This is a genomic window from Pseudomonas violetae, from assembly GCF_023072615.1.
GTDB lineage: Bacteria > Pseudomonadota > Gammaproteobacteria > Pseudomonadales > Pseudomonadaceae > Aquipseudomonas > Aquipseudomonas violetae.
This window is the reverse complement of the sequence record NZ_JAKNRW010000004.1, coordinates 358,775-381,221: the sequence shown is the minus strand read 5'-3', so window position 1 is coordinate 381,221 and position 22,447 is coordinate 358,775. Positions and strand designations below refer to the sequence as shown.

General features: G+C 59.5%; 20 protein-coding genes and 1 pseudogene. 8 read left to right on the top strand and 13 right to left on the bottom strand.

Annotated elements, in window-relative coordinates; genetic code table 11:
• The first annotated feature begins 66 nt into the window (after nt 1–66).
• On the top strand, nt 67–705 hold the full coding sequence (locus tag L9059_RS08465; protein WP_247289965.1) for a TetR/AcrR family transcriptional regulator: 639 nt from the start codon (nt 67–69) through the stop codon (nt 703–705).
• 201 nt (nt 706–906) lie between these two features.
• On the opposite strand, the gene L9059_RS08460 is transcribed toward L9059_RS08465, so the two are convergent.
• The 9 genes from L9059_RS08460 to L9059_RS08420 form a co-directional block, all read right to left on the bottom strand.
• Entirely contained in the window at nt 907–1,122 is a 216-nt protein-coding gene (locus L9059_RS08460; protein ID WP_003229256.1) for a TOBE domain-containing protein, read from the bottom strand.
• A 31-nt stretch (nt 1,123–1,153) separates the two neighbouring features.
• Entirely contained in the window at nt 1,154–1,960 is an 807-nt protein-coding gene (gene ssuB, locus L9059_RS08455; protein WP_247289963.1) for an aliphatic sulfonates ABC transporter ATP-binding protein, read from the bottom strand.
• Entirely contained in the window at nt 1,957–2,739 is a 783-nt protein-coding gene (ssuC, locus tag L9059_RS08450; RefSeq protein WP_247289961.1) for an aliphatic sulfonate ABC transporter permease SsuC, read from the bottom strand. The genes ssuB and ssuC overlap by 4 nt, the downstream gene beginning before the upstream one ends.
• 8 nt (nt 2,740–2,747) lie before the next feature.
• Nucleotides 2,748–3,896: an FMNH2-dependent alkanesulfonate monooxygenase gene (gene ssuD, locus L9059_RS08445; protein WP_247289959.1), complete on the bottom strand. Its 1,149-nt coding sequence runs from the start codon at nt 3,894–3,896 to the stop codon at nt 2,748–2,750.
• A 25-nt stretch (nt 3,897–3,921) separates the two neighbouring features.
• Nucleotides 3,922–4,887, bottom strand: a complete 966-nt coding sequence (locus tag L9059_RS08440) for a sulfonate ABC transporter substrate-binding protein (protein ID WP_247289957.1) — start codon at nt 4,885–4,887, stop codon at nt 3,922–3,924.
• 102 nt (nt 4,888–4,989) lie between these two features.
• The gene (gene ssuE, locus L9059_RS08435) at nt 4,990–5,583 is read right to left on the bottom strand and encodes an NADPH-dependent FMN reductase (RefSeq protein ID WP_247289955.1); all 594 of its coding nucleotides are present in this window, start codon (nt 5,581–5,583) and stop codon (nt 4,990–4,992) included.
• A gap of 234 nt (nt 5,584–5,817) precedes the next feature.
• Nucleotides 5,818–6,456: a peroxiredoxin gene (locus L9059_RS08430; protein ID WP_247289953.1), complete on the bottom strand. Its 639-nt coding sequence runs from the start codon at nt 6,454–6,456 to the stop codon at nt 5,818–5,820.
• Between the two features lie 185 nt (nt 6,457–6,641).
• The gene (locus tag L9059_RS08425) at nt 6,642–7,976 is read right to left on the bottom strand and encodes an OprD family porin (RefSeq protein WP_247289951.1); all 1,335 of its coding nucleotides are present in this window, start codon (nt 7,974–7,976) and stop codon (nt 6,642–6,644) included.
• Between the two features lie 366 nt (nt 7,977–8,342).
• On the bottom strand, nt 8,343–9,671 hold the full coding sequence (locus L9059_RS08420) for an OprD family porin (protein ID WP_247289949.1): 1,329 nt from the start codon (nt 9,669–9,671) through the stop codon (nt 8,343–8,345).
• A 349-nt stretch (nt 9,672–10,020) separates the two neighbouring features.
• Between L9059_RS08420 and L9059_RS08415 the strand changes: the two are divergent.
• Nucleotides 10,021–10,431, top strand: a pseudogene (locus L9059_RS08415) (hypothetical protein).
• 99 nt (nt 10,432–10,530) lie between these two features.
• Here the strand turns inward: L9059_RS08415 and argA are convergent.
• The gene (argA, locus tag L9059_RS08410) at nt 10,531–11,829 is read right to left on the bottom strand and encodes an amino-acid N-acetyltransferase (protein WP_247289947.1); all 1,299 of its coding nucleotides are present in this window, start codon (nt 11,827–11,829) and stop codon (nt 10,531–10,533) included.
• Nucleotides 11,830–12,011: 182 nt separating this feature from the next.
• Nucleotides 12,012–13,181 carry an acetylornithine deacetylase gene (gene argE / locus L9059_RS08405; RefSeq protein WP_247289945.1) on the bottom strand — a complete coding sequence of 390 codons (1,170 nt, stop codon included), beginning with the start codon at nt 13,179–13,181 and terminating at the stop codon, nt 12,012–12,014.
• Nucleotides 13,182–13,337: 156 nt separating this feature from the next.
• On the opposite strand from argE, the gene L9059_RS08400 reads away from it, so the two are divergent.
• The gene (locus L9059_RS08400; RefSeq protein WP_247289943.1) at nt 13,338–14,705 is read left to right on the top strand and encodes a CYTH domain-containing protein; all 1,368 of its coding nucleotides are present in this window, start codon (nt 13,338–13,340) and stop codon (nt 14,703–14,705) included.
• An 85-nt stretch (nt 14,706–14,790) separates the two neighbouring features.
• Here L9059_RS08400 and L9059_RS08395 read toward each other — a convergent pair whose 3' ends face one another.
• Nucleotides 14,791–15,261, bottom strand: a complete 471-nt coding sequence (locus tag L9059_RS08395; protein WP_105340727.1) for an Lrp/AsnC family transcriptional regulator — start codon at nt 15,259–15,261, stop codon at nt 14,791–14,793.
• A gap of 127 nt (nt 15,262–15,388) precedes the next feature.
• On the opposite strand from L9059_RS08395, the gene L9059_RS08390 reads away from it, so the two are divergent.
• The 5 genes from L9059_RS08390 (at nt 15,389) to L9059_RS08370 (ending at nt 19,479) form a co-directional block, all read left to right on the top strand.
• Nucleotides 15,389–15,727, top strand: coding sequence for a hypothetical protein (locus L9059_RS08390; RefSeq protein ID WP_247289941.1), 339 nt, complete (start codon nt 15,389–15,391; stop codon nt 15,725–15,727).
• Nucleotides 15,728–15,817: 90 nt separating this feature from the next.
• Nucleotides 15,818–17,602 (top strand): type IV pilus assembly ATPase TfpB, encoded by a 1,785-nt coding sequence (gene tfpB, locus L9059_RS08385; protein WP_045059636.1) that lies wholly within the window; start codon nt 15,818–15,820, stop codon nt 17,600–17,602.
• A gap of 112 nt (nt 17,603–17,714) precedes the next feature.
• Nucleotides 17,715–18,635, top strand: coding sequence for an SPFH domain-containing protein (locus L9059_RS08380; RefSeq protein WP_247289939.1), 921 nt, complete (start codon nt 17,715–17,717; stop codon nt 18,633–18,635).
• 8 nt (nt 18,636–18,643) lie between these two features.
• Entirely contained in the window at nt 18,644–19,093 is a 450-nt protein-coding gene (locus tag L9059_RS08375) for an NfeD family protein (RefSeq protein WP_247289937.1), read from the top strand.
• A gap of 68 nt (nt 19,094–19,161) precedes the next feature.
• Nucleotides 19,162–19,479 (top strand): DUF2388 domain-containing protein, encoded by a 318-nt coding sequence (locus L9059_RS08370; protein WP_247289935.1) that lies wholly within the window; start codon nt 19,162–19,164, stop codon nt 19,477–19,479.
• Between the two features lie 94 nt (nt 19,480–19,573).
• Here the strand turns inward: L9059_RS08370 and gcvP are convergent, their stop codons facing one another.
• The gene (gene gcvP / locus L9059_RS08365) at nt 19,574–22,447 is read right to left on the bottom strand and encodes an aminomethyl-transferring glycine dehydrogenase (protein ID WP_247289933.1); all 2,874 of its coding nucleotides are present in this window, start codon (nt 22,445–22,447) and stop codon (nt 19,574–19,576) included.

The following is a 22,447-nucleotide window of genomic DNA, read 5'->3' as shown; positions in this document are numbered from 1 at the left end:
ATGGCGGCCGACAAGACAACACATCACTCGGCTCGTACAATGCCACCTGCCCCGCAGGAGTCTCCAATGACGCGCACCGCCACCGCTCGCAAACCCCGCGCCCGCAGCCAGGCGCGGATCGATTCGATACTCGACGCCGCCCGTGCGCTGCTGGCCGCCGAAGGTGTGGGCAGCCTGTCGATCTACAGCGTTGCCGAGCGAGCGGAAATCCCGCCGTCCTCGGTGTACCACTTTTTCGCCAGTGTCCCGGCCCTGCTGGAGGCACTGACCGCCGATGTTCACGCGGCTTTCCGCGCCTGTCTGCAAGCCCCTATCGACCACGCAGCCCTCAACGGCTGGCGCGACCTGTCACGCCTGGTGGAACAGCGCATGCTGGGGATCTACAGCGAAGACGCCGCCGCCCGACAATTGATTCTTGCTCAGCACGGCCTGACCGAAGTCACCCAGGCCGACCGCCAGCACGACATCGAGCTGGGTGACCTGATGCACAAGCTGTTCGATTGGCATTTCGAATTGCCGAAGCTGCCGGATGATGTCGACGTGTTTGCCCTGGCCATGGAACTCGGCGACCGCGTCTACGCCCGTTCAGTGCAACAACATGGGCAGATTACCCCGCGCATGGCCGAGGAAGGGATGCGGGTGTTTGATGCGTATCTAGGGCTGTATTTGCCGCCTTACCTGCCGAAGCGCGCTCACTCAATCTGACTACGGTGGAGGTCATGCTGGCCTCATCGTGGGCAAGCCCACTCCCACAAGAATCTCCAGCGAACACAGATTTTGTGAGTGACATATCAACCTGTGGGAGCGGGCTTGCCCGCGATGGCCACACCGCTGACTCCACTGAATCACACCCATAAAAAACCCGAAGGGCTCACACCCGCCGGGGTTGTGCGCAGTGCACGCCCTTTACAACTTGGCGATCGACACCTCGGTGGATTTCACAAATGCGATCACTTCACTGCCGACCACCAGCTCAAGTTCTTTCACCGAACGAGTAGTGATCACTGAAGTGACGATGCCCGAAGCGGTCTGCACGTCGATTTCCGACAGCACGTCACCCAGCACGATTTCCTTGATCGAGCCTTTGAACTGGTTACGAACGTTGATGGCCTTGATAGTCATGATGTTGTTTCCTGTCTTTGGATAAGGAGAGTTATTGCGCCCAACGCAACTGCGCAGGCAATGGTGAAACAGGTTCGGGTTCCGGCGGTTCGCCGGGTAGCGACAGCACACGATTGAGCACTTCGGTTTCCAGCGCCGCCAGTCGGTAAGAACCGCGAACCCGGGGGCGCGGCAGTTCCACGTGGAGGTCGAGGCCGACTTCGCCCTCTTCGATCAGGATCACCCGATCGGCAATCGCTACCGCCTCACTGACGTCGTGGGTGACCAGCAATACCGTGAAGCCGTGCTTCTGCCACAATCGTTCGATCAGTTGCTGCATCTCGATGCGCGTGAGGGCATCCAGGGCGCCCAGGGGCTCGTCCAGCAAGAGCAAACGCGGTTGATGGATCAGCGCGCGGGCCAAGGCCACACGTTGCTTCTGGCCACCGGACAGGGCCGCTGGCCACTCATTTGCACGATCTGCCAGGCCAACCGACTCCAGAGCTTGCAGCGCTTGCGGCCGCCAGTGGCCGCACAGGCCGAGGCCTACGTTATCGATGACCTTCTTCCATGGCAGCAAACGCGCTTCCTGGAACATCAAGCGGGTGTCGTCCAGCGCAGCGCTCAGGGGCGCCGAGCCCGCCAGCAGTTCACCGCCAGTGGGTTTGTCGAGGCCGGCGAGCAACCGCAACAAGGTACTTTTGCCGCACCCGCTGCGCCCGACCACGGCAACGAACTGCCCGGCCGGAATGTGCAGATCGATCTCGCGCAGCACTTGCCGCGAGCCAAAGGTTTTCTGCAGCTTGCGCACTGCCAGCGGAATTCCGCGCAGCAAGTGTGGAGGTTGTTGAGCCGTCATGCGGCACCTCCCTTGGCAATCTGATAGGCCGGATGCCAGCGCAGCCACACTCGTTCAAGTCCACGGGCAGCGAGATCGGCGAGTTTGCCCAGCACGGCGTACAGCAGGATCGCCAGCACCACCACGTCGGTCTGCAGGAACTCCCGGGCATTCATTGCCAGGTAACCGATGCCGGAACTGGCGGAAATGGTTTCCGCCACGATCAGCGTGAGCCACATGAAGCCCAGCGCAAAGCGCACGCCGACCAGGATCGAAGGCAGTGCACCCGGCAGGATCACCTGGCGGAACAGGCTGAAACCGGACAAACCGTAACTGCGCGCCATCTCCACGAGCGCCGGGTCGACGTTGCGGATGCCGTGATAGGTGTTGAGGTAGATCGGGAACAATGTGCCCAGGGCCACCAGGAAAATCTTCGCCGACTCGTCGATGCCGAACCACAGAATGACCAGTGGAATCAGCGCCAGGTGCGGCACGTTACGAACCATCTGAACCGAACTGTCGAGCAGTCGCTCGCCCCATTTCGACAGGCCTGTGATGAAACCCAGGACCAGGCCGATGCTAGCGCCGATGGTGAAGCCCAAGGCCGCGCGCCAGCCGCTGATTGCCAGATGCCTCCAGATCTCGCCGCTGCGCACAAGGCTCACGCCGGCTTCGATGACAGCTATCGGCGCCGGCAGAATCCGTGTCGACAACCAGCCCGCCGACACCGACAACTGCCACACCGCCAGCAACAGCACCGGCAACGCCCAGGGCGCCAGGTTGTGGATAACTTTCTTCATCGCGCGCCTCAGCTCTGGGACGCAGCTTTAGGGAGGATATCGTTGGCGACCATCTCGCCGAACGGGCTCACGTAGTTGGCGCCCTGGGGCAGTTGCGCACGCTCGATATCCAGGTGCGGGAACAGCAGTTCCGCAACACGATAGGATTCTTCCAGGTGTGGATAGCCGGAGAAGATAAACGTATCGATGCCCAGGTCCGCGTATTCATTTACGCGGGCGGCCACGGTAGGGCCGTCGCCCACCAGTGCCGTGCCGGCACCACCACGTACCAGGCCGACACCGGCCCAGAGGTTGGGGCTCACTTCCAGGTTGTCGCGACTGCCGCCGTGCAGCGCGGCCATGCGTTGCTGGCCCACCGAATCGAAGCGCGACAGCGAAGCCTGAGCGCGGGCGATGGTTTCATCGTCCACGTGGGAGATCAACCGGTCTGCCGCCTGCCAGGCTTCGGCATTGGTTTCACGGACAATCACGTGCAGGCGAATGCCGAACCGCACCGTGCGCCCCAACTTGGCGGCCTTGGCCCGCACTTGCGCGATCTTCTCGGCAACCGCGGCCGGCGGCTCCCCCCAGGTCAGGACCATCTCGACCTGCTCGGCGGCAAGGTCTTGCGCCGCTTCCGACGAGCCGCCGAAATACAGCGGTGGACGCGGTTGCTGAATCGGCGGGTAGAGCAGTTTGGCGCCCTTCACGCTGATGTGCTGGCCGTCGTAGTCGACGGTTTCACCTTCCAGCACCCGGCGCCAGATGCGGGTGAATTCCACTGAAGCTTGATAGCGTTCTTCATGGGTCAGGAACAGACCATCGCCGGCCAACTCTTCCGGGTCCCCGCCGGTGACCAGATTGAACAGCGCACGCCCGCCGGACAACCGATCCAGCGTTGCAGCCTGGCGCGCGGCGACCGTCGGGGAAATGATCCCGGGGCGCAGGGCGACGAGGAATTTCAGGCGCTGAGTTACCGGGATCAACGACGCGGCCACCAGCCACGAATCTTCGCAGGAGCGCCCGGTGGGGATCAGCACCCCGCCAAAGCCCAGGCGATCGGCTGCTTGCGCGATCTGTTGCAGGTAACCGTGGTCAACGGTGCGAGCGCCTTCGGCAGTGCCAAGGTAATGGCCGTCGCCGTGGGTAGGCAGGAACCAGAAGATATTGAGGCTCATGGAGTGGTCTCCTTAGGGAATCGATTTACGGTGCGTTGGCAACGGCCGCCGGCGGCGTCCAGATCACGTCCTTAATGCTCAACGGCTTCGGAATCAGCTTGAGCTGGTAGAAGCTGTCGGCGATTTTCTGCTGGGCGGCCACCACTTCCGGGGTCAGGAACAGCGCGCCGTAGCCCTGGCGTTTCACCGAAGTCAGGGTGATGTCTACCGGCAGGCCGAGCAGTGGCGAAACCTGTTGGGTCACGTCTTCAGGGTTGGCCTTGGACCATTCGCCGACTGCGCGCACTTCATCCACCAGGGTCCTAATCACTTCGGGATTCTTCTGTGCGTAGGGCTTGGTCGCCAGGTAGAACTGATGGTTGTCGACGATGCCCTTGCCATCACGCAGGGTGCGCGCCTGCAGTTGCTGTTCGGCGGCAGCCTGGTATGGGTCCCAGATGACCCAGGCGTCGACACTGCCGCGCTCGAACGCGGCGCGGGCATCGGCGGGCGGCAGGAACACAGTCTGGATATCGCTGTACTTGAGGCCGGCGTCTTCCAGTGCACGCACCAGCAGGTAATGCACGTTAGAGCCTTTGTTCAGGGCGATTTTCTTGCCCTTGAGCTCCTGCACCGATTTGATTGGCGAGTCCTTCGGCACCAGGATCGCCTCGCTGTGGGGCGCGGGTGGTTCATACGCGACATAGAGCAGATCGGCACCGGCCGCCTGGGCGAACACTGGCGGAGTTTCGCCGGTAACACCGAAGTCGATGGAGCCTACGTTCAGGCCTTCAAGCAGTTGCGGGCCGCCAGGAAATTCAGTCCATTGCACGTCCACGCCTTGGGCGGCGAGGCGTTTTTCCAAAGTGCCCTTGGCTTTGAGCAGCACCAGGGTGCCGTACTTCTGATAACCGATTCGAAGTGTCTCGGCCTGAGCTTGAGTAATGGCGCCGAAGGTGACAGCCGCAGCAAACAGAGCGACCAGACCACGACGCAAAATGACAGTGCGCATAGCGCTCTCCTTCTTGCAGTTGGGTTTTGGCTGCACCTGCTTGGCCGTTGGCGGCTGAGTAAGGTGGAGTGAAGCAAATTCAGGGGTGCATCGAGTGCAGGCTCAAATGCTCCAGCGGGCACTCAACAAACGTTCCTTCAACAGGTTCGGATCGATCGGCTTCGGCCGTCGCGCCATCGCGATAAGAAACAGCTCCAGAGATTCACTGAGTCGCTGTTCCAGCTCAGGCGCCAACTGTGCCTGGGCGCTGCCCTCGCCGTAAGCGATCTGACTGTCCACGGCAAAAATCCCGTGCAACATTTCCTGGGCTTTTAGCGCCGAAAGCACCGGCTTGAGTGCGTAATCCACCGCCAGCATGTGCGCGATACTGCCGCCGGTAGCCATCGGCAAAACCACTTTGTGGTCCAGTGCGCGCTCGGGCAGCAGGTCCAGCACGGTTTTCAGGGCACCGGAGAATGAGGCCTTGTAAACCGGCGTAGCGATCAGCAGGCCGTCGGCGTTTTCAATCTGTTGCAGCAAGTCGATCACCTTGGGGCTATCGAAGCGCGCATGCAGCAAGTCTTCGGCCGGGAAGTCCCGAACCTGATAACTCACCACCTCCACACCCTGCTCCTGCAACCAGCGCTGAGAGCGATCCAGCAGCACTCCGGAACGGGAGCGTTGGCTAGGACTGCCACCGAGTGAGACGACCAGCATTCAAGGATTCCTTAAGCTATTTTGGCGATTCACACTGTGCGATCTCGCGTTGATGGCAGTGACCTTAACAGCAGTTTTATATATCTATAAATCATATTTATTCATTTGTTTATGCGATTAGGAGATATGAAAAATGGATTTCCAGGCGAAAAAAGGCCGCCGAAACGGCCTGAAATCCCCTGCTTTATGGATGCTGATAGATCTGAACTGTGGTGGCTGAAATAGGCTGGCGAGTTACCTGTTCGGTTGCGGCGTCAGGCGCAAGTACGGCTTCAACGCGCGATAGCCCTTGGGAAAGCGCTTATGGATCTCATCTTCGTCCTTGAGCGATGGCACGATCACTACTTCATCACCGTCCTGCCAGTTGGCCGGGGTCGCCACCTTGTAGTTGTCGGTGAGTTGCAGCGAGTCGATTACCCGCAGGATTTCATGGAAGTTGCGGCCAGTGCTTGCCGGGTAAGTGATAGTGAGCCGCACCTTCTTGTTCGGGTCGATCACGAACAGCGAACGTACGGTCAGGGTGTCGTTGGCATTCGGATGGATCAGATCGTACAGGTCCGACACCTTGCGATCAGCGTCAGCCAGAATCGGAAAATTGACCTGTGTGTCCTGGGTCTCGTTGATGTCTTCGATCCATTTGTGGTGCGAATCCACCGGGTCCACAGACAGGGCGATCGCCTTGACGCCGCGTTCGGCGAACTGGTCTTTCAACTTGGCGGTAAAGCCCAGCTCGGTGGTGCAAACCGGGGTGAAGTCCGCCGGGTGGGAGAACAGCACGCCCCAGCTATCGCCCAGCCATTTATGAAAACGAATGGTGCCGGCGCTGGAATCCTGTTCGAAGTCGGGGGCGATATCGCCGAGTCTGAGGCTCATGGTGCTGCTCCTGGTGGGGACTTGATGAGCTCAACTGTGCCTATGTTATTTATCTATTAAAAAGAATAAATATCGATTTGTTTAGGTCATAAAAGAATATAAATACATGGGCTGAAAGACGCAAAAAGCCCCGCCCGGCGATAAGCCGGGCAGGGCTTCTTTCTACTTCAGTAACGCGAGCGCTGTTACAACAACGGGATCGAATAGCTGAGGATCAGGCGGTTTTCGTCCTGGTCGCGAACGCCCGGGATGTCGGTGCGCCAAGTAGCGTTTTTCCACATGACGCCGACGTTCTTCAACGAGCCTTCAGGTACTACGTAGGCCAGGGTAAAGTCGCGTTCCCACTCCGAGGCACCGGAAGCGACTTGCTGGCGGTTGGTGCCTACGGTGTCGATATCGCCACCTTTGAGGTACACAGCGCCAGCAGTCAGGCCAGGAACGCCAACTTTAGCAAAGTCGTACGAGTAACGTACCTGCCAGGTTTTCTCGCCGGCACGTCCAAACTTCTGGATCTGCATGTCGGTGATGGTGTAGTTCGACGAACCGTCGCCCTGGTTCAGCCAAGGGAAATCACTGCTGCCGTTGCTGACCTGGTAGCCACCGCCGAAGGTGTGACCCGCAACGGTGTACAGGAACAGACCGCTGTACAGATTGTTGTCGACCGGGCCTTTCCCGCTTGGCACGCCATTGTAGTTACCGTTGCTGAAGTAGGCAGCGGTATTGGAGTTGGCACCGTCATCCGAACTGTTGAAGTAACGTAGATCAGACTTCAGAACGCCCGGCCCTATAGCCCAGTTGTGCACCAGCCCCAGGAAGTGTTGCTTGTAGAAATCTTCCAGGTTGCCGTAGTAGTACTGGGCAGTCAGGTCTTTGGTGATCTTGTAGTCACCACCGGCATAGATGAACTTGTTGCTGTTGGCGACACGAGCGTTGGCACCGCCGATCGACAGCTGTTCATTGTTGCTGGAGTTACGGCCTTTGACGTGCTCAATCTGACCGCCGACCAGAGTCAGGTCCTTGATCTCGCCGGAAGTAATCTGGCCGCCCTGCCAGGTTTGTGGCAACAGACGACCGTCGTTGGTCGAAATGACGGGGTTCTTCGGCTGCAAGGTGCCCAGCTTCAACTCAGTCTGGGAAATCTTGGCCTTGGCAGTCAGGCCCAGGCTGGAAAAATTATCAACCGCTTCGCCGTTGGACTTGCTCGGGAACACGGTGCCGCCATAAGAAGTGGCCGTCGCACCGTTAGTGCCGCCCCCGGAGTCCAGCCGGACGCCCAACAGGCCAATTGCATCGATACCGAAGCCAACAGTACCCTCGGTGTAACCGGAGATGAAACGCAAGTCGAAGCCTTGGCCCCATTCTTCGTTTTTATTGGCGCCGGCACCGTCACGGTTATCGGTGTTGATGTAGAAGTTACGCAGCCCCAGGGTGGCCTTGCTGTCTTCGATGAATCCGGCGGCGCCTGCCTGCTGCGCCAAAATCCCTACGGCCACAGCCAGGGCCAAGTTGGGCTTGTTCATTGTTTCGCTCCTATCGTCTCTCATTTTTTTCGGTCCAGAGTCGAATGCTCTGAATCCTGAAATGCGCGGTGACCGCAAACCCCAGATCACAGCTTGATACGTCTACCTCGGGCGTCTGACCAAGGAAAATGGGGCCGCATGGTAAACGGATGAATATTAATTTCACTCTTTTTAATGCCATCCAGAAATAAAGGGATGGTATTAGATCGCGTCAGGACGCTTGATATCGGCCCTGGTGGTTCGTACTTTATTGCGTCGCGATAAAATCCAAAAGGAATAATAAATTACATATTAAGACCGAACGGGAATATAAGAAAAAAGCCGAAAAAAAACCCCGCCATTCGGCAGGGCTTTTCCCGTATTGGTTTACAAGAAGCTATAGGTGTAGTTGAAGATCAGACGAGTCTGGTCTTGCGCAGAGATATTGGTGTCGCCACGGTAAGTGCCGTGACGCAGGGTCGTACCGAACCCCTTGAGTGCGCCGGTCTGGATCACGTAATCCACACGCAGGTCGCGCTCCCACTCAGTTTGGTCTTTGCCAACGCCATTAGTGGCCTTGATGTCCTCACCACGCAGATAAGCGGCCGAGGCCTTCAGTCCTGGAACACCCATGGATGCGAAGTCAAAGGTGTACTGACCGAATGTCGTGTTCTCGCCCGCACGTACGAAGCCGTTAACCATGGCATCGGTGAACAGGTAGAAGCTCGCACCGCCAGCTCCTTCGTTGCGACCGTTGCCGTCGACCACACTGCCCTGGTTCAGGTAGACGAAACCACCGTCATCGCTGACACGCTGATGACCCAGCAAGAAGGCGTTCGGACCCAGCGTATAGGTGAACATGGCACTCCAGGTCTGGTTATCCACCTCGCCCGGGTTCTTCGCGTAACCGCCGTTGTTGTTGAAGCGGTAACCCGCATCACCATTCTTGCCGTCGGAGCTGCTGTCGAAATAGCGCAGGTCAGTCTTGAACGACTGAGTGGCGCTGATCGGGTAGACGTGTACCAGACCAAGGAAATGCTGCTTGTAGTAGTCTTCGAGGTTCGCGTAGTAGTACTGCAGCATCAGGTCCTTGGTGACCTTCCAGTCAGCACCGCCGTAACGGAATTTGTTGCTTTCTTCAGTGCCGCCAGCCACAGCCAGACCGGTGCTGTTCGACGACGCCCGGCCTGCTGCGTGCTCAAGCTGGCCGACGTTGAACGTAACGTTGTCGATTTCCTTCGAGGTGATGGTGCCGCCTTCGAAGGTCTGTGGCAGCACGCGGCTGTCGTTCGCGATCAGTACCGGCATGCTCGGTTGCAAGGCGCCACCGAGGTGGGCTTCGGTTTTCGAGATGCGTGCCTTGACGTTACCGGCTACGCGGCTCCACGGATCGGATGCCGAACCGTCACTGTCACTTGGGAAGAATGAGTTGTTGTCCGGGTGATGACCGCGGCCACCGTCCAGATGGATGGCCGCCAGCGCCTGGGCGTCAAAGCCGAAACCCACCATGCCTTGGGTGAAACCCGACATGTAATCGAACTTGAAACCCTGAGCAGTTTCCCGCTGATCGTTGGCGGTGCCTTCGCGAGGGTCGGCGTTGAAGTACATGGTGCGAGAACTGACGGAAGCCTTGCTGTCTTCAATGAAACCTGCGGCGCCTGCCTGCTGCGCCATAACCCCTACGGCCACGGCCAAGGCCAAGGTGGACTTGTTCATTTTTGAGCTCCTCTCGTTTCTAATTTTTGTATTCCTGGCCCCGGGTCGAATGCCCGGGATCCTAGGGTTTGTGATTAGCGCCAGACCGTGACCCGCAAGTCAATCGTAACCGTATGTAACTACGACCATAGTCTAACTCCGTAAATCGGGTCTCTGCCGGTTAATGCCCGCGGCATAAATCCAACGTGAAGCATCCGATGCGTTCTTTATATCCTTTAGGAATTGAGCGCAGGGCCCGTCCCAAGGGAAGTGAGCCTACAAGCTAATTCTTAAAGGATATTAATTTGTTATTTTTTAGTTCGATTAGATTTAAGGGAGCCCCCTATTTCCTCTCATCGAAGGCCTGACCATGACAATCAAGCGCGCACTATCCAACCCAATTGTTACAGTTTGTGTATCGGCTTTAATTTCATTCAGCGCTCACGCGTCAAACCTCACGGTCAGATATCAAACCGGTATCGATCCCAGCAAAGTGCCGCAGGCAGACGGCCTGTACGAGCAAACCATTGGCCAGAATATCGATTGGCGCCGCTGCAACAGCGGGCCGGAGGCGGTCACCGCCATTGCTTCCGCCGATGTGCCTGAGTTGCTTGCGGGTTCAGCGTTCCCGGACGCCAAGGCACAACAGACTACCGCGCGGCTGTAAGGCGGCACGGCCAAGGCGATCGGCGAGACGGCGAGGTTCTTGAAGGAGCAGGGCAAGGTCGAGGCGGTGCTGCCGGATTATTCGGCGTATGTCAGCTCGAAATATGTGGAGTAAACGCAATCCCCCTGTAGAGCTGCCGCAGGCTGCGATCTTTTGATCTAAAAAAACAAGTCAAAAGACCGCAGCCTGCGGCAGCGCCTACAGAGGATCGCGTTACAGGGTTTTTTCGAAGATCTTCGAATTTCGCTGATAGTTGTACAGCGACGCTCGCGCCGACGGCAGCCGGTCCACGCTACTTGGCACAAACCCACGCTCGCGGAACCAGTGGGCCGTGCGGGTCGTCAGTACGAACAGGGTTTTCAAGCCCTGGGCCCGGGCGCGAGTCTCAATGCGCTCCAGCAGTTCATCGCCACGGCCGCCGTGCCGGTACTCCGGGTTTACCGCCAGGCACGCCAGCTCACCCGTATCCGAATCGGCAATCTGATACAGCGCTGCACAAGCGATAATCATGCCTTCGCGCTCGACCACGCTGAACTGCTCGATCTCGCGCTCCAGTACCTCGCGGGAACGACGCACCAGGATTCCCTGTTCTTCCAGCGGGCTGATCAGATCCAGTAATCCACCCACGTCTTCGATCGCCGCTTCGCGCACGATTTCGAATTGCTCCTGGGCCACCAGCGTACCGCCACCGTCGCGGGTGAAGAGCTCGGTCAGCAGCGCACCGTCTTCGGCATAACTGACGATATGACTGCGCGCGACACCGCCTCGGCAAGCTTCGGCGGCGGCATCGAGCAGTTCACCCTGATAGTTGTTGCCCAGGCGCAACAGGTGGGCCGGCACCTGCTGGGGACGTAACTCGCGCACCAAGCGTCCGTTCTCGTCGATCAGGCCCAGGTCGGCACCGAACAGCAACAGTTTGTCGGCGCCCAGGTCGATGGCGGCGCGGGTCGCGACGTCTTCGCAAGCCAGGTTGAATATCTCGCCGGTTGGCGAATAACCCAAAGGCGACAACAACACGATGGAGCGCTCGTCCAGCAGGCGATTGATGCCTTTGCGGTCGACCCGACGCACTTCACCGGTATGGTGATAATCAACCCCTTCCAGCACGCCTATCGGCCGTGCGGTCACCAGATTGCCGCTGGTCACCCGCAGGCGCGAGCCCTGCATCGGCGATGACGCCATGTCCATCGACAGCCGCGCTTCGATGGCGATCCGCAACTGACCGACGGCATCGATCACGCACTCAAGGGTGGCGGCATCGGTGATGCGCATCCCATGGTGGTAATGCGGGGTCAGGCCTCGGGCAGCCAGGCGGGCTTCGATCTGGGGACGGGAACCGTGGACCAGCACCAGCCGCACGCCCAGGCTGTGCAGCAGCACCAGGTCATGGACGATGTTGCCGAAGTTCGGATGTTCCACGCCATCGCCGGGCAGCATGACGACGAAGGTGCAATCGCGATGGGCGTTGATGTATGGGGAAGCGTGACGAAGCCAATTAACGTATTCGGGCATGAACCTGGGCCTGTAATAAATAGCAGCCAAAAAATGGGCGAAACGGAACAACGCACAGCGGGCTGATGGTTATCGTCGGAACAGGCTTGGCGACACGCGCGCTCTCCTCATGAATAGGGGTTTGAACCCCGACAATTTAAACGGTCTGCCGGCCGAAACACCGCTCCCACAGGGGATTGTGTTTAGCCGCCAGGCATCGGGGTTTGGGCCGGTGTCAGGCAGTAATATTCAATCAGTTGACGTAATAGATGCACCGTAGGCTGCAAACGTGACATTTCGAGGTATTCCCCCGGCTGGTGCGCACAGGCTATATCCCCTGGGCCAAGCACCAGCGTTTCACAACCAAGGCGCTGAAGATAAGGCGCTTCGGTGCCGAACGCCACTGCTTCGGCTATATGACCGGTGAGCTTTTCGGCAATGCGCACCAACTCTGAGTCTTGCGCCTGCTCGAAGGGCGGCACTTCAGGGAACAGCGGCGCGTAATCGATCTTCACCTGATGCCGCTCGGCTACCGGCTTGAGCCTCTGCAAAATCTCTGCGCGCAACGCCTTTGGGTCCATGCCCGGCAACGGGCGCAAATCAAACTCGAGGGAGCACTGCCCGCAGATCCGGTTGGGGTTGTCGCCGCCGTGGATACACCCGAAGTTCATGGTCGGCGTGGGTACGCCGAACTGCGGGTTACGAAATTCGCGCTGCCACAGCAGGCGCAGGCCACGCAGCTCACCGATGGCATCGTGCATCGCTTCGAGCGCACTGTGGCCCAGGCGCGGGTCCGAGGAATGGCCACTCTGCCCGAGAATGTCGATGCGCTCCATCATGATGCCCTTGTGCATGCGAATCGGCTTCAGCCCGGTCGGTTCGCCGATCACTGCTGCACGCCCCAGCGGACGTCCGGCTGCAGCAAGCGCGCGGGCACCGGACATCGAGCTTTCTTCGTCGCAGGTGGCGAGGATCATCAGCGGTTGCTTGAACGGTTGGTCGAGCAAAGGGATGACGGCTTCGATGATCAGGGCAAAAAAGCCCTTCATGTCGCAGCTGCCCAGACCCACCCAGCGGCCGTCGACTTCGGTGAGCTTCAACGGATCGGTCTGCCACAAGGCGCCATCGAACGGCACGGTGTCGCTATGCCCGGCCAGCACCAGGCCGCCGGGGCCGGAACCGTAGCTGGCGAGCAGATTAAATTTACCGGGGCTGACCTGCTGGATATCGCAGGCGAAACCCAAGTCGCCCAGCCAGGTGGCCAGTAAGTCGATGACCGGGCGGTTGGTCTGATCGAGGCTGGCCTGGGTGCAACTGACGGACGGTGCGGCGATCAGCGCAGCGAACTGATCTTTCATGGACGGCAAAGGCATCGCTGACTCCAACTCCCGAATTGAAGTCCATCATAGAGCCATCCAGCGACAGGAATAAACCGTCGCGGCGCGGAGGGTGGATGAGTCCTGTACACTGCACGGCCTTGGCAGCCACACATTCCCCCGGCTGCGCTCCCGATCCTGGATTTTCCGGCCATGCAGAAAGAAACCGAAATCAAACTCCGCGTCAGCCGCGAAACCCTCGCTGCTCTACGCGAGCACCCGCTACTGAAAAAACGCAACAAAAGTGGCTGGGAACGCCGTGAACTGATGAACCAGTACTTCGACACGCCTGAGCGCGACCTGGCTCGCGCCAAGGTTGCCCTGCGCCTGCGCCGCGATGGCGAAGAAGTGATTCAGACCCTCAAGACCCGCGGCCAGAGCGTTGCCGGTCTTTCCGAGCGTAACGAATACGACTGGAACCTGCCCAAAGCCAAGCTCGATGTGAAAAAACTCGACGGCGAATGCTGGCCTGAAGAGTTGGCCGAGCTGGACAAGAAAACCCTGAAAGCCATTTTCACTACTGATTTCGTTCGCGAGCGTGCCGAAATCGCTTGGGGCCGTGGCAAAACCAAAGTAGTCATCGAAGCCGCACTGGACCTGGGCCATGTAGTGGTCGGCAAGCAGAAGGAAGAAATCTGCGAGCTGGAACTGGAGCTGCGCGAAGGCGAACCTGCTGCCCTGCTGGAGCTGGCTGCCGAACTGGCCGCGACCCTCGCGTTGATGCCGTGTGACATCAGCAAGGCCGAGCGCGGCTATCGCCTGTACGACGCCAACAGTTATTCGCTGAGCCTGCCGGCGCCGCAGATCAGTGCCGAAATGCCGCTGGACGACGCATTCGCCGCGCTGTGCTGGCATTTGCTCGGCAGCAGCCAGCGCCTGGCCGAGCAGTACCGCTTCAATGGTCACTGGCGTCTACTGCAGGACTGGGTCGAGAACCTGGCTGAAATGCGCGCACTGCTGAGCAGCCTGGGGCAAGCCGCACCACGTCAATCGACCCACGACCTGCGTGTCGCGCTGGATGCCTTGCTCGAAGACTGGCGTCCGCTGGTCCAGGCAGGGCTGGATGATGAGGATGTGCGCAAAGCCGCACCTGAACAGTTCCTCGAAGAACTCGAAGACCCGCGCTGGGGCCTGTTCTCCCTGAACACTTCGCGTTGGTTGCTGGCCCGCACCTGGACCGCCGAGCGCAACGTGCGCGGCAATCGCCAGGGCGCGGCGCAACTGGGCAGTTGGCTACCGCGCCTGCTGGGCGAAGAGGCAACTTCCTTGCAACTGCAGCGCTATCAGCAGCAACCGGAAGACCTCGCCGAGCAACTGCCGCGCATCGAGCGCATCCAGTCCTGGCTGCACCATGCCCGTGGCGTGCTGGAGATCCCGGAAATGGATCGCCTGTACGGTGAGCTGAAACAGCTGGCGCAACTGGCCAACGAGCCGATCACCGACGAATCGCTGGATGCGCGCAAGCAGCAGGCAATTGCGGTTTATCAGAATCGGGCCTGGAAAATGCTACTGCGTATGTAACACCGTTAAAAGATCGCAGCCTTCGGCAGACCAGGGGGTGTACACATTCCCCTGTAGGCGCTGCAGCAGGCTGCGATCTTTTGCTTCACCGCAACACGGGCAAACTCGTCGTCGACTTGATCTCCGACAACGCCACAATCGAGTTCACCTCCTGAATCCCCGGCACCATCGACAACTTCTCGAAGAAAAACCGCTCATACGCCTCAATGTCCGCCGTGACGATCCGCAACAGGAAATCCACCGATCCCATCAGCACATAACATTCCAGCACCTCGGGAAAGCCGCGAATCGACTCGGTGAATTCAGTGAAGTTCGAGCGCCCATGGGCGTTGAGTTTGATCTCGGCAAAAATCTGCGTATTCAGCCCGATCTTCTTGCGATCCAGCAGCGTCACCTGGCCACGAATGATCCCCTCCTCCTTCATCCGCTGAATCCGCCGCCAGCACGGCGACTGCGACAACCCGACCTGCTCGGCAATCTGCGCGCTGGAGAGCGACGCGTCTTCCTGCAGCAGGGCGAGAATCTTGCGGTCGTAGCCATCCAGCTCACTGTGCATAAATAAACCTGTTACCCCGCTTAAATTGAATTATATGATTCAATGAATCGCTAATAATACCCATCATAGATAAGAAATACCCGGCTCCGAATGTGAAAATTCCTCCACTGATTCTGGAGCCTGCACCATGCCTCACCTCGAAGCTGTAAACATTCCCACCCTGCGCTGCGATGTCTGGAACGTTGATAACGCTCATTGCCGCGTACACTACCAGCTGCTGGCAGAGGCCGAACCCGACCTGCTGTGTCGTGCGCTCAATCTGTTTGCCCTGCAGTGCCTGACCCCGCATCAGGTGAATGTGCAACGCAGCGACGATGTGCTGTCGATCGTCATCGTCATCGATGGCCTGAGCTGGCATCGCGCCGAGGTGATAGCGGAAAAATTGCGTAACCTGATCAGCGTCAGCTCGGTCGACCTGCAAAATGCCGATACCTTCTGGAATTCCCAGGCTCAAGCGGCAGGCTGAAACCCCTCGATACTGCTTCGTCGGGTAATGGCCCAACGGTTGGCAGCTGCGCGTCTATCCTGTGCGCACTGTTGTTCTTGAGGAGCCCGCATGTCCGTTCAACTCGCCATTCAGGACCGCTGGCTGGATCTCAATGATTTGCTGCGCGAGCTGGTCGCCCAAGGTTTCATCAGCCAGGACTCGGCCGAACTCGCACTCAATGCCCGACGGCGCCACGCGGCTAATGGCCAACTGCATCCTCTGGAGTTCATTGCCGGCCAGCATCTCGACGATCTCAGCCGTCCCGGCAAGCATCTCGACCTGGAAAGCCTGACCCTGTGGCTCTCGCAGCAGGCCGGCCAGCCCTACCTGCGTATCGACCCGCTGAAGATCAATGTCGCGGCCATCACGCCCCTGATGTCCTACGCGTTCGCCCAGCGCCACAAGATTCTTGCGGTCTCGGTCGACCGCGACGCCGTCACTGTGGCCAGCGCCCAGCCCTACGTTAACGGCTGGGAGGCCGACCTGACTCATGTACTTAAGCTGCCGATCAAACGGGTGGTGGCCAACCCGGTGGACATCCAGCGCTTCAGCGTGGAATTTTTCCGCCTGGCCAAATCGGTCAGCGGAGCGACTACCGGTGATCAGCAGATCAATTCCATGGGCAACTTTGAACAGTTGCTCAACCTCGGTGCCAGCGACCAGGAACCGGACGCCAACGACGCACACATCGTCAACATCGTCGACTGGCTGTTCCAGTACGCTTTCCAGCAGCGCGCCAGCGATATTCATATCGAGCCGCGGCGTGAGCAGGGCACCGTGCGCTTTCGCATCGACGGTGTCCTGCACAACGTCTATCAATTCCCGCCGCAGGTGACCATGGCAATCGTCAGCCGCCTCAAAAGCCTGGGCCGGATGAACGTTGCAGAAAAGCGCAAACCCCAGGATGGCAGGGTGAAGACCAAGACTCCGGACGGTGGTGAAGTCGAGCTGCGACTATCGACGTTGCCGACGGCGTTCGGCGAAAAAATGGTGATGCGCATTTTCGACCCGGAAGTGCTGCTCAAGGATTTTGATCAGCTGGGCTTTTCCGCCGAAGACCTGCGCCGCTGGCAGGACATGACCCGACAACCCAACGGCATCATCCTGGTCACCGGGCCGACCGGTTCCGGCAAGACCACCACGCTCTACACCACCCTCAAGAAACTGGCGACGCCCGAGGTCAACCTCTGCACCATCGAGGATCCGATCGAAATGGTCGAGCCGGCGTTTAACCAGATGCAGGTCCAGCACAACATCGACCTGACCTTTGCCGCCGGCGTTCGCGCGCTGATGAGGCAAGACCCGGACATCATCATGATTGGCGAGATCCGCGACCTCGAAACCGCTGAAATGGCGATCCAGGCTGCGCTCACCGGCCACCTTGTACTCTCGACGCTGCATACCAACGATGCACCCAGCGCCATCAGCCGCCTGCTGGAACTGGGCGTGCCGCACTACCTGATCAAGGCTACGGTGCTCGGCGTCATGGCCCAGCGCCTGGTGCGCACCCTTTGCCCGCACTGCAAGGCACCACTGGCCCTGGGCGAAGAAGACTGGCAAACCCTGACCAGGCCATGGCAGGCACCGCTACCGGGTAACGCCCAGCGCGCCATCGGCTGCCTGGAGTGTCGCGACACCGGCTACCGTGGACGTGCGGGGGTGTATGAAATCATGCAGTTGACTGACGGGATCAAGGCACTGATCAGTCCCGATACCGACTTGCTGGCAGTGCGCAGGCAGGCCTTCAAGGAAGGCATGCGCAGTTTGCGATTATCCGGAGCGCAGAAGGTCGCGGCCGGGCTGACGACCATAGAAGAGGTGCTGCGGGTCACGCCGCAGAGCGAGCAGAAATAACCCTTTTGTGTCTCTTGATGATGCGAGGGCTTCGTTCCAGTTCATATCCATGACCCGCACCGCTACACTTCTTCGGTCGAGAACTCATTGATGCACTCAACAGGGAATCGTTATGCAGATCGGTACCGTGCTCTTGCTTTTTGTCGGCCTGGTGGTCGCCATCCTTTTCATGGGTTTCAAAGTCGTGCCCCAGGGCTACCAATGGACGGTCGAACGATTCGGCCGTTACACCAACACCCTCAAACCCGGCCTGAACATCATCATTCCGGTCATGGACCGCATCGGTCGCAAAATCAACGTGATGGAAAGCGTCCTGGATATTCCACCACAGGAAGTCATCACCGCCGACAACGCCACGGTGCAGATCGATGCGGTGTGCTTCTTCCAGGTGGTCAACACGGCGCAGGCGGCCTATGAGGTCAACAACCTTGAACACGCGGTTCGCAACCTGCTGCAGACCAACATCCGTACCGTCCTGGGCTCCATGGAGCTGGATGCGATGCTGAGCCAGCGTGACGGGATCAACGAAAAACTGCTGCGCACCGTCGATGAGGCGACTGCACCGTGGGGCATCAAGATCACCCGGATCGAAATCAAAGACATCAGCCCACCTGCCGACCTGATGGCGGCGATGTCCGGGCAGATGAAGGCCGAACGGATCAAGCGCGCCCAGATCCTCGAAGCCGAAGGCCTGCGTGCCGCAGCGATCCTGACCGCCGAAGGCAAGAAGCAGGCGCAAATCCTCGAAGCCGAGGGCGGTCGCCAGGCCGCGTTCCTCGAAGCTGAAGCCCGGGAGCGTCAAGCCGAGGCAGAAGCCCAGGCCACCAAGGTGGTGTCGGAAGCGATCGCCGGCGGCAACGTGCAAGCGGTCAATTACTTCGTCGCCCAAAAGTATATCGATGCGCTGGGCAAACTGGCATCGGCGAACAACAGCAAAGTGATCCTGATGCCGCTTGAGGCCAGTTCGATGATCGGCGCAGTTGGCGGCATCGGCGAAATCGTCAAGGCGACGTTCGATAACAAGAAGGCCTGAGGCATACCATGTGGGCATTCCTGCAAAATCTGTCGTTCTGGGACTGGCTGGCCGTCGGCACGCTGCTGCTGATTCTTGAAGTATTCGGTGCCGGCGGCTATCTGCTGTGGATCGGCATGGCCGCCGCAGCCGTGGGCGTGTTGACCTTCCTGCTTCCGGGGATGTCCTGGGAGCTGCAGTTCCTGCTGTTCGGCCTGCTCTCGATCGCCATGGCGCTGTACTGGTGGCGACGTCAGCGCAGCGCGGTACGCCAGAGTGACGAGCCGAACCTCAACTTGCGGGGCCAGGAGTTGATCGGCAAGACCTTTGTCGTGCACGAAGCAATCGTCGACGGACGCGGCAAAATCAAGGTTGCCGACGGAGTGTGGATGGCCCGCGGGCCCGATGCGGCGCCTGGCAGTCGTGTCCGGGTGACGGGGCAGCAAGGCGCAATTCTGCTGGTGGAACCGTCCGAGTGAGCCAACACGGAACTCGATTGCCAAATTGGCGATCCAACGCGGTAGTTAACCCAGTGGAGTCACCCATCATGCGTTTCAAGTTTGCTGTCGCTACCATCGCCTTGCTGTCCCTTCCAGTTGGATCGGCGATGGCCGACAGCTTTTGGCGTAACGTCCTCTCGTCCGGTGCTACCACCGGCTCGACTTACCTGACGTTCAAGGATCACAAGCTGATTGTTGCTGCTAAAGACGATGCCGGCAGCTTCGTCGCCAGCGATGGCGGCATACGCGGCCCGTACCTGGAAGCCGCGATGCAGAAAGTCCGCGCCGACAATCCTGGCCTGCAGGCCACGGACATGGAGCTGGCGAATGCAATCCTGGCGAAAAATGCCATTGCCTCGGAATAAGCCTGTTAGCTGAACAAAAATGCCGCTCCCATGAGCGGCATTTTTTTGCCAAACAAATCACCTCCGTGCCCCCTGTGGCAGCGTCAAGGGTGTTTCAGCGGTAATCATCCACCGGCACGCACGCGCAAAACAGGTTGCGGTCGCCGTACACATTGTCCACCCGATTCACCGCCGGCCAGTATTTGTGCGCCTTGGTATGGGCATCCGGCGTCACCGCCTGCTCAATGCTGTAGGGCCGCTCCCAGACCCCGGTGATATCCGCCAACGTATGCGGCGCTCCCTTGAGCGGGTTGTCCTCAGCCGGCCAGTTACCGTTCTGCACTTCGGTGATTTCCGCGCGGATGCTGAGCATCGCGCCGATGAAGCGGTCCAGCTCCGCTTTCGACTCGCTTTCGGTAGGCTCCACCATCAGGGTCCCGGGCACCGGAAACGACATGGTTGGGGCATGGAAACCGTAGTCCATCAAGCGTTTGGCAACGTCTTCTTCGCTGATCCCGGTCAACGCTTTCAGGGGGCGCAAATCGAGAATGCATTCATGCGCCACCCGCCCGTTGCGTCCGGTGTAGAGCACAGGAAAAGCGCCAGACAGATGCTGCGCCAAGTAGTTGGCTGCGAGAATCGCCACCTCGCTGGCGTCTGCCAATTGCGGCCCCATCATCGCGATGTACATCCAACTGATCGGCAGGATGCTCGCGCTGCCCCAGGGAGCAGCACTCACCGCGTCATTCTGTGGCAGCGGCCCGTCAATCGGCACCACCGGGTGGTTGGCCACGAACGGCGCCAGATGCGCACGCACGCCGATCGGCCCCATGCCCGGCCCGCCGCCGCCGTGGGGAATGCAGAAGGTTTTGTGCAGGTTCATGTGCGAGACATCCGCGCCAATGTCGGCCGGGCGCGCCAGCCCTACCTGGGCATTCAGGTTGGCGCCATCCATGTACACCTGGCCACCGTGGCTGTGGACAACTTCGCAAATCTCGCTGATCCCCTCTTCGTACACGCCATGTGTCGAAGGATACGTCGCCATCAGGCAGGCGAGTTTGTCCCCTGCGACGGCGGCCTTGTCCTTCAGGTCGTCCAGGTCAACATTGCCTGCCTCGTCGCACTCGACGATCACCACGCGCATCCCGGCCATCTGCGCCGAAGCCGGGTTGGTGCCGTGGGCCGAGGATGGAATCAGGCAAACATCCCGCGCGCCTTGCTGCCGGCTCTCATGGTATTTGCGAATCGCCAGTAGCCCGGCGTATTCGCCTTGAGCACCGGAGTTGGGTTGCATGCAGATGGCGTCGAATCCAGTGATCGCGCAGAGCCAGCGCTCCAGTTCCTCGATCATCAACGCATAACCCTTTGCCTGTTCCCTCGGTACGAAGGGGTGCAGGTTGGCGAATTCTGGCCACGTGATGGGGATCATCTCACTGGTGGCATTGAGCTTCATGGTGCAGGAGCCCAGCGGAATCATCGACTGGTTGAGCGCCAGGTCCTTGTTCTCCAACTGCTTGAGGTAGCGCAGCATTTCGGTTTCGCTGTGATGGGCGTTGAACACCGGGTGTTGCAGATAGGGCGAGGTCCTGAGCAGCCCCTCTGGAATGCCGCTGGCCAAGGGTTCTGCATCCAGTTCCGCGACGATGAGCCCATGATCGGCGCCGAGAAACACATCGAACAATCGGGCGACGGTATTTTCGTCGCTGGTTTCGTCCAGGCTGAGACCCAGTTGCCCGCGCCCCAGGATGCGCAGATTGATCTGCGCCGCCCGGGCGCTTTCGATGATCGCGGTCTGTGTGCCACCCACTTCCAGGGTCAGGGTGTCGAAGAAGTGCTGATTGATACGGGTGATGCCGTGGCGCTCAAGTCCCGCCGCCAGAATGCAGGTCAAGCGATGGACTTTTTGGGCGATGCGCTTTAGCCCCTGCGGACCGTGATAGAGCGCGTAGCAGCTGGCAATGTTGGCGAGCAGGACCTGGGCGGTGCAGATATTCGAGTTGGCCTTTTCGCGGCGGATATGTTGCTCGCGGGTCTGCAGGGCCATCCGTAAGGCTACGTTGCCGCGAGCATCCTTGGACACGCCAATGATGCGCCCCGGAATTGCCCGCTTGTATTCCTCGCGACTGGCGAAGAATGCCGCATGGGGTCCGCCGTAGCCCATGGGCACCCCAAATCGCTGGGACGAGCCGAACACCACATCGGCACCCAGTTCTCCCGGCGGAGTGAGCATCAGCAGACTTAACAGGTCGGTTGCGACGCAAGCCAGTGCTTGCTGGGCATGTAATTGGTCTATTACCGGGCGTAAATCACCGATTTCGCCGTGCGTGTCGGGATACTGCAGGAGCGCGCCGAAGACTTGGTGCTGCCTGAGGTTGTCCACCGAGTCGATGATCAGCTCAAAACCAAAACCTTCTGCACGGGTCTTCACCACTGAGATGGTCTGCGGATGACAGTTTTCATCGACGAAGAACATGTTGCTTCGCGACTTGGCCACGCGCTTGGCCAGCGCCATGGCTTCCGCCGCCGCCGTGGCTTCATCCAGCAGCGAGGCATTGGCCAGCTCCAGACCGGTGAGGTCGATGGTCATTTGCTGGAAGTTCAGCAGCGCCTCCAGTCGGCCCTGGGCGATCTCCGGCTGATAAGGGGTATAGGCGGTGTACCAACCGGGATTTTCCAGGACGTTGCGCAAAATGACGGTCGGCGTGAGGGTGCCGTGGTAGCCCATGCCAATCAAACTGGTCCAGACCTGGTTTTGCCCGGCATAGCCGCGCAGCTTGGCCAACGCGGCTTCTTCGTCGAGTGCGGGTGGCAGGTCAAGGGCGCGGTTCAGGCGAATTCCCGGCGGCACCGTCTGCTCGATCAGCTCGACACGGCTGCCGATGCCCAGGCTATCGAGCATGGCTTGCTGCTCGGCGGTATCGGGGCCGAGGTGACGGCGAAGGAAGGTGTTAGGGTCGCGTAACTGGCTCAGGGACGGCAACTGGGACAT